The organism is Streptomyces novaecaesareae (assembly GCF_000716875.1).
GTDB classification, from domain to species: Bacteria; Actinomycetota; Actinomycetes; order Streptomycetales; family Streptomycetaceae; genus Kitasatospora; species Kitasatospora novaecaesareae.
Window position 1 is genome coordinate 1 of record NZ_JNWQ01000149.1, and the last position, 7,456, is coordinate 7,456.

Consider the following 7,456-nt stretch of genomic DNA (forward strand, 5'->3'; position numbering starts at 1 on the left):
TGACGCGTTCACCCTCCAGAACAGGCCGGGCCGCCACCAGATGGCCTTCGGCCGCGGCATCCACGCCTGCCTCGGCGCCTCCCTGGCCCGCCTCCAACTGCGTATCGCCATACCGCTGCTCTTCGACCGACTCCCCGGACTGCGCCTGGGGCCCGCCGACGCGCGTGTTCGTGAACGGCTGGTCATCGCCCGCGGATTCGAGGAACTCCGACTCCACTGGGACGTCCCACAATGACCTACGACGTGATCGTGATCGGCGGCGGCTCCGCGGGGTGCGTCCTCGCCGCCCGGCTGAGCGCCGACCCGGCGCTGTCGGTCCTCCTGCTGGAGGCCGGGCCCGACTTCGCCACCCTGGAGGACCTGCCCCCGGAGGTCGCCGACGCGAGCTACGCGCCGTTCACCCACGACTGGGGCTACCGCTCGGTCGCGGACGAGTTCGGGAACGAGGTGCCCGTCCCCCGGGGCCGCCTCATCGGCGGCTCCTCCGCGGTCAACGTCTGCGTCGCGATGCGGGCCCGGCCCTCCGACCACCAGGCGTGGGCCGAAGCGGCCGGCCCCGCATGGGGCTACGAGCAGATGCTGCCGCTCTACCAGGAGATGGAGCACTACCCGTACGGCGAGCCCAAGTACCACGGTCTGGGCGGCCCCTACCGGATGACCATGCCGGTGGCGGAGGACCTGGGGCCGCACGCGGCCGCGGTACGACAGGCCAGCGCCGACCTCGGGCACCCGCTCGTCGACGACTTCAACGCGCCGGGCGCACCGGGCTTCGCGTACACCCCGCTCAGCGCGGCCGACGGCGTCCGGCTGAGCACCGCGGTCGGCTACCTCAACCCCGTCCGCCACCGGCCCAACCTGGAGGTGCGCGGCGAGACGCTGGTCGACCGGGTGCTGTTCGACGGCACCCGGGCGACCGGAGTACGGCTCGCCACCGGGGAGGAGATCCCCGCCCGGCACGTGGTGCTCAGCGCCGGCGCCTACAACTCGCCCGCGATCGCGCTGCGTTCGGGCATCGGCGACGGTGCCGACCTGGCCGCGCTCGGCATCGACGTGGTGGCCGACCTGCCCGGGGTGGGGCGCAACCTCACCGACCACCCCGCCTACTGGAACATCCACGTCGCCAAGCCGCCGCAGGACCTGGCCAAGTCGATGTTCGGCAGCGTGCTGAGCGTCGCGGTGGGGGAGGGCGAGCCCGACTACGACGTGCAGATCCTGCCGTCCGCGGCGGTGCCGACCGCCGGACTGCCCGCCGCCTTCGTCTCACCGACCGAGAACCACCCCACCGGCTGGGACATGGTCTTCTTCGTCTCCTGCGTCCAGCCCCGCTCGCGGGGCAGCGTGCGGCTCGCCTCGCGCGACCCCGAGGACGCGCCGGTCATCGACCTCGGCCTGTACACGGACGCGGACGACGCAGAACTGGTCGCGGGCGGCGTACGCCTGGCCCGCCGGCTCGCCCGGACCGAGCCGCTCGCCGACCTGCTGGTGGCCGAGCGCGTCCCCGGACCGGACGTCAGCGACGAGGACCTGGCGGAGGCGATCCGCCGGGCCCCGGCGCACTACAACCACGGCAGCTCCACCATGCGCATGGGCGGGCCCGACGACCCGGCCGCCGTCGTCGACGCCGACGGCGCCGTCCACGGCGTCCAGGGACTGACCGTCGCGGACGCCTCGGTGTTCCCGGCGATGCCCCGGGTGGCCACCAACGTCCCGGCCATCGTCGTCGCCGAGCGGATCGCCGGCGTCCTGCGCGAACGACTCACGACAGACAACTGAGCTCCAGCATCCAGCGAACGCCGGCGTACCGGCGAACAGTCAGGAGGATTCCGTGTCCACGACCGAGGAAAACGTCGAGGTCCTGCACACCAGGTGGTCGTCGAAGGACGACGCCGACCGGTTCACCGTCGAGAACCCGGCGACCGGCAAGCCCCTGGTGGTCATCCAGGGCGCCGGTGCGGACCAGGTGGACCAGGCGGTGGAGGCCGCCTACGACGCGCACTTCGCGTGGAAGGCCCGCACGCCGCGCGAGCGCGGCAAGTACCTGTGGAAGGTCGCCCAGGTCATCCGGGAGCACGCCGACGAGATCGCGGCGCTGGAGTCCAGCGACAACGGCAAGCCGGTGACCCAGGCCCGACAGTTCGACCTGGAGGGCGCCGCCACCGTCTTCGAACTGTTCGCCAGCCTCTGCGAGGTGATGCCCGGCCAGGTCCGCGACTCCGGCAGCATGCTGGACGTCACGGTGCGCGAGCCGTTCGGCGTCATCGGCGCCATCGTGCCGTTCAACTGGCCGCCGCTGCACACCGCCGGCAAGATCGCCCCCGCGCTCGCCGCCGGCAACGCCGTGGTCATCAAGCCGCCGGAGCAGGCCCCGCTGTCGGTGCTGCGGACGGTCGAGCTGATCCAGTCCGTGCTCCCGGACGACGTGGTCCACGCCGTCCCCGGCCCCGGCGCCGTCGGCGCCCGCCTGGCCGGGCACAAGCTGGTCGGCAAGGTCTCCTTCACCGGCGCGCCCACCACCGGCCAGGCGATCATCCGCACCGCCTCGGAGAACCTGACGCCGACCCTGCTGGAGCTCGGCGGCAAGAACGCCCTGGTGATCTTCGACGACGCGGACCTGGACTCGGCGCTGCGCTGGGCGGTCGAGGGCGGCTACTTCAACCAGGGCGAGGCCTGCACCGCCTCCTCGCGGGTCCTGGTCCACGCCGACCTCCACGACGAGGTGGCCCGCCGCCTGGCCGCCGCCGTCTCCCGCCTGAAGGTCGGCAACGGCGCCGACGCCGGCACCCACGTCGGTCCGCTGGTCACCGAGGCGCAGCGCCGGCGGGTGCTGGACTACCTGGAGATCGGCGTCGGCGAGGGCGCCACCATCGCGGCGCAGGCGCCGCTGCCCACCGACCCGGAGCTGGCGGACGGCTACTACGTCCCGCCGACGCTGTTCACCGGCGTCACCCCGGACATGCGCATCGCCAAGGAGGAGATCTTCGGCCCCGTCGTCTGCCTGATCCCGTTCCGCGACGAGGAGGAGGCCGTCCGGATCGCCAACGGCACCGACTTCGGCCTGGTCGCCGGCGTGTTCACCCGCGACTCCGAGCGCGCCCTGCGCTTCAGCCGGGAGCTGCGCGCGGGCGTCGTCTTCGTCAACCACTACAACCGCTCGTTCACGGGATCCCCGTTCGGCGGCGTGGGCGCCAGCGGCTACGGCCGGGAACACGCCCTGGAGACGCTGCAGGAGTACAGCTTCAGCCGTACCCTGCGCCTGACCTCCGGCCGCGGCGAGGTCCCGCGGTGGGCACCGTCGCTGGAGGTCGTCGACGCGGAGTGATCCGGCGTCGTCGTCGAAGTGATCACCCTCCCGGCCACGCCGGGAGGGTTCGTCGATACACGAGGTGGAGCGAGATGAGTACGACGATGCGCGCCGCGGTCTGCGTCGCGGCGGGCGGCCCCGAGGTCCTGGAGGTCCGCGAACTGCCCCTCCCGCAGGTCCGCGACGGCTGGAGCCTGGTGCGCGTGGAAGGTGCGGGCCTGAACCGCTCGGAGCTGAGGACCCGGCAGGGGCACTCCCCGAACGTCGTCTTCCCCCGGGTGCTCGGCATCGAGTGCGTGGGGACCGTGGCCGACTCCACCGACCCCCGGCTGCCGGCCGGGTCCACCGTCGCGGCGGTGATGGGGGAGATGGGCCGGGAGTTCGACGGCGGCTACGCGCAGTACGCGCTGCTGCCGAACGCACTGCTGATGCCGGTCACCACCACCCTGCCCTGGGAGGTGCTGGCCGCGCTGCCCGAGACCTACCTGACCGCGCGCGGCGCCCTCGACGCGCTGGGACTGGATTCGCGGGGAATCGTGCCGGGCGGCGGCGGAAGGCTGCTGATCCGCGGCGGGACCTCCTCGGTGGGGATGGCCGCGGCCCAGATCGCCGCCGCCCACGGCGTCGAGGTCGCGGCCACCACCCGGAACAAGGACAAGGCCGAGGCGCTGACCGCGGCCGGCGTCGACCACGTCCTCCTGGACGACGGCGGGCCACTGGCGGCCGACGTGCACGCGCTGTGGCCGGACGGCCCCGACGCCGTCCTGGAGCTGGTGGGGACCAGCACCGTCCTGGACTCGCTGCGCCTGGTGCGCCGCGGCGGGACGGTGTGCGTGGCCGGCTCGCTCAGCGGCTGGCTGATCCCCGACTTCGAACCCATCGCCATGATCCCGACCGGGACCAGGCTCACCGCCTTCCACAGCGACACCCTCAAGGGCAGCAGCGGCCAGGGCCTGCTGCAACGGATCGTCGACGAGGTCGAGGCGGGCGTCTACCGGCCCAACCTCGACCGCGTCTTCGCCCTGGACGACATCGTGGCCGCCCACCGCCGCATGGAGGCCGACGGGGCCACCGGAAAGACGGTCGTACTGCCCTGGGCCGACGCCACCGGCGAGCGGACCGACCGATGACGCACCACCGAGTGACCAGAGAATCCACTGACTATCCGGACCAGGAGTGCTGACATGGGGACCGAGTACATCGAGACCGCCGTCGTCGGAGGGGGCCAGCAAGGGTGCTCGGTCGCCGGCTCGCTCGCCCGCCTCGGCTACCGGGCCGTGGTGTTCGAACGAGGAGAGATCGGCCAGACCTGGGCCAGGGAACGCTGGGAGAGCCTGACCGTCAACACACCCAACCGGACGGTGACCTTCCCCGGCATGCCCTACGACGGGGACGACCCCGAGGGGTACATGCCGGCCCGCGAGGTCGCCCAGCGGCTGCGGCGCTACGTGGCCGAGACGGGCGTCGAGGTGCGCGAGCACACGGCCGTGCGGTCCGTCGAGGCACCCGTCGAGGACCCCGTCCACCCGGACGCGCGGTTCCGGCTCCACCTGGAGAACGGCGACACCGTCGAGGCCCGCAACGTCGTCGCCGCCCTGGGCGGCTACTCCTCGCCGCGCCTGCCGGAGCTGACGGCCAGGATCGACCCCGCGATCACGCAGCTGCACACCCGCTACTACCGCGACCCCCAGTCGCTGCCGCCGGGCGCGGTGCTCGTCGTGGGCGCCGGGAACAGCGGCCAGCAGATCGCCGATGACCTGCGCGACGCCGGCCGGGAGGTGTACCTCGCGGTCGGGAAGCACAAGACCTCGCCGCGCCGCTACCGGGGCGCCCAGGTCCTGGACTGGCTGCAACTGCTGCCCCTCGAAGGCAATCTGGAGTCCGCGTCCGGCGGCCGCGGCGACTCGCCCGTCCTGCCCGGGGTGTCCGTGCTCACCGGCAAGGCCGGCGGTCAGGAGCTCAGCCTGGCCGTCCTGGCCGGAAAGGGCGTCACCCTCGTCGGCACCGTCCGGGGCGCCCAGGGCGGGACCCTGCAGCTGGAGGACAACGTCCGCGCCATCGCGCAGGCCGCGGCCCGCGCGCAGGACGACCTCCTCCAGGCCATCGACAGGGCGATCGAGCAGCACGGCCTGGTCGTCCCGGAGCGCACCCCCGTGCCCGCCTTCGACGCCTCGCTGTTCGCGGACTACGGGAACGAGCTGGACCTGGCGGCCCAGGACATCACGACGATCATCTGGGCCACCGGATTCGTGCCCGACTACGGGATCCTGCCCCGGACGGCGCTCGACGACAACGGCATGCCGGTGCACCGCGCCGGGGCCGGCGCCCTGCCGGGCCTGTACTACGCGGGGCTGCCCGAAGGCGGATCCGTGATGCCGCTGCTCATCGCCTCCACCCGGGACCAGGCCGAGCGGGTCGCCCGGGCGGTCCACCTGGACAACACCCTGCGCCACCGCTCGCCCGCGGCGCTCGGTCCGCTCTGGACGTCGTAAGCGCCGTTCCCAACGGCTGTGCAGGGCACGGGTCTTGGAACCCGTGCCCTGCACACTGCTTTCTGGGGACAGCGGGGCCAGCCCGGACGGGTCCGGGCTCGTGGAAGGGAAGCGGAAGCACGACGAAGGGGAGCGGACGCACGACGAAGGGGCCCGCTGCCGACGCAGCGGGCCCCTTCGGACTGCGGGTTTCGGACCGGGGTCGGCCGTCAGGCCGGGTGGGGGATGACCTCCAGGCTCTCGGGGCCGTTGATGATGATGGACTTCAGGCGCGCGGGCTGCTGCCCGGGGTGGGCGAGGGCGAGCTCGGGCAGCCGCCTGAACAGGGTGGTCAGGGCGATGTCCGCTTCCAGGCGGGCGAGGTGCGCGCCGAGGCAGAAGTGCGGCCCGTGGCCGAACGCGAGGTGTTCCTTGCTGCCGCGGGTGGGGTCGAAGCTCTCCGGGCACTCCGGGTGGAGTTCCGGGTCGCGGCCGGCGGCGGCGAAGCCGAGGCTGATCGCATCGCCCTTGCGGATGACGACGCCCTCGCCGAGGTCGATGTCCTCCAGGGCGCAGCGCATGGGTATGTGCATCACCGGCCCCTCGATGCGCAGCGTCTCCTCGACGACGTCCTGCCAGCCGATGGCCCCCTCGCGGACCCGGGTGAGGTGCTCGGGGTGGTTGAGCAGGGCCTGGACGGCGCTGCTGATGAGGTTGACGGTGGTCTCGTACCCCGCGCCGATCATCAGGAAGAGGGTGCCGAGCAGCACGGCGTCCGACATCGGCTCCTCGTCGGGCTCGGCCGGCAGGAGCAGGTCGCTGGTCAGGTCGGCGGCCGGATTCTCCCGCTTGTACTGCAGCAACTCGCCGAGCCGCGCGTACAGTTCGGTGTGCGCGGCGAGCGCGTCCGCCGGTTCGAGCGAGGAGTCCAGGACGGCGTCGATCCCGGTGCTGATCTTCCTGCGCAGGTGGTCGGGGACGCCGAACAGGTCGCAGATGACGGTGATGGTCAGCGGCAGCGCCAGGGCCTGGCGCACGTCGGCGACCGCCCCGGGGGGCAGCGCGGCCAGCGCCTCGACCAGGTGGTCCGCGGTGGCCTGGATCTGCGGACGCATCCGTTCGACCTGCCGCGGGGTGAAGGAGGGGGCGACGCGGCGCCGGGAGGTGCGGTGCTCCTCGCCGTAGAAGTTGAAGAAGCTCTGCTGGAGGGCGATGGGAGCCAGCGGCCAGCCCTCGGGCATGTCGGCCAGCCCGGCCCAGTGCTTGCGGATGTCGCGCGAGACGCGCGGGTCGTTGGTCAAGGCCTGGATGACGCTGTGCCGGGTGACCGCCCAGGCGAGGACAGGCCCCGGCAGCTCCACCAGCACGGCCGGCGCCTCGGCGCGCAGCGCGGCGGCCTCGGCGTGCATCGCATGGCCGGTGGGATCGAGAACGGGACACCTGAGAACGGACGGGGACGACATGCGACACTCCCTCTCTGGAATTGGCACGGAGAATTCCGCTGATTTCGCTGGTTCCGCTGATTCGGCTGAAACGGCTGAAACGGCTGATTCCGCCGGTTCCGCGTGACGGGTGCGAGCTAGATCCAACGCCGTGTAGATAGAGCCTGCGGATTCCTGTCACGGGTCTGGTGTGGTCAGGATGTCGATGCTGATGGTGGCTTTGTAGCTGGTCCGGTCGACGG

General features: G+C 72.5%; 5 protein-coding genes and 1 pseudogene. 5 read left to right on the forward strand and 1 reads right to left on the reverse strand.

Going from position 1 to position 7,456, the window contains the following annotated elements; all coding sequences use genetic code 11:
- The 5 genes and pseudogenes from OP86_RS31635 to OP86_RS31655 all read left to right on the forward strand — a co-directional run.
- Window positions 1-235: pseudogene (locus tag OP86_RS31635) on the forward strand (cytochrome P450); the annotation flags it as partial.
- Window positions 232-1,773: a GMC family oxidoreductase gene (locus OP86_RS31640; protein ID WP_030062557.1), complete on the forward strand. Its 1,542-nt coding sequence runs from the start codon at window positions 232-234 to the stop codon at window positions 1,771-1,773. The pseudogene OP86_RS31635 and the gene OP86_RS31640, both read left to right, overlap by 4 nt.
- Before the next feature lie 52 nt (window positions 1,774-1,825).
- Window positions 1,826-3,319 (forward strand): aldehyde dehydrogenase family protein, encoded by a 1,494-nt coding sequence (locus tag OP86_RS31645; RefSeq protein ID WP_030261108.1) that lies wholly within the window; start codon window positions 1,826-1,828, stop codon window positions 3,317-3,319.
- Window positions 3,320-3,393: 74 nt separating this feature from the next.
- On the forward strand, window positions 3,394-4,431 hold the full coding sequence (locus OP86_RS31650; protein ID WP_051831115.1) for a zinc-binding dehydrogenase: 1,038 nt from the start codon (window positions 3,394-3,396) through the stop codon (window positions 4,429-4,431).
- Between the two features lie 54 nt (window positions 4,432-4,485).
- Window positions 4,486-5,793, forward strand: a complete 1,308-nt coding sequence (locus tag OP86_RS31655; protein ID WP_030062554.1) for a flavin-containing monooxygenase — start codon at window positions 4,486-4,488, stop codon at window positions 5,791-5,793.
- 209 nt (window positions 5,794-6,002) lie between these two features.
- Here OP86_RS31655 and OP86_RS31660 read toward each other — a convergent pair whose 3' ends face one another.
- A complete protein-coding gene (locus OP86_RS31660; RefSeq protein WP_234435133.1) occupies window positions 6,003-7,181 on the reverse strand; it encodes a cytochrome P450 family protein in 1,179 nt (392 codons plus the stop codon).
- Window positions 7,182-7,456 lie beyond the last annotated feature (275 nt).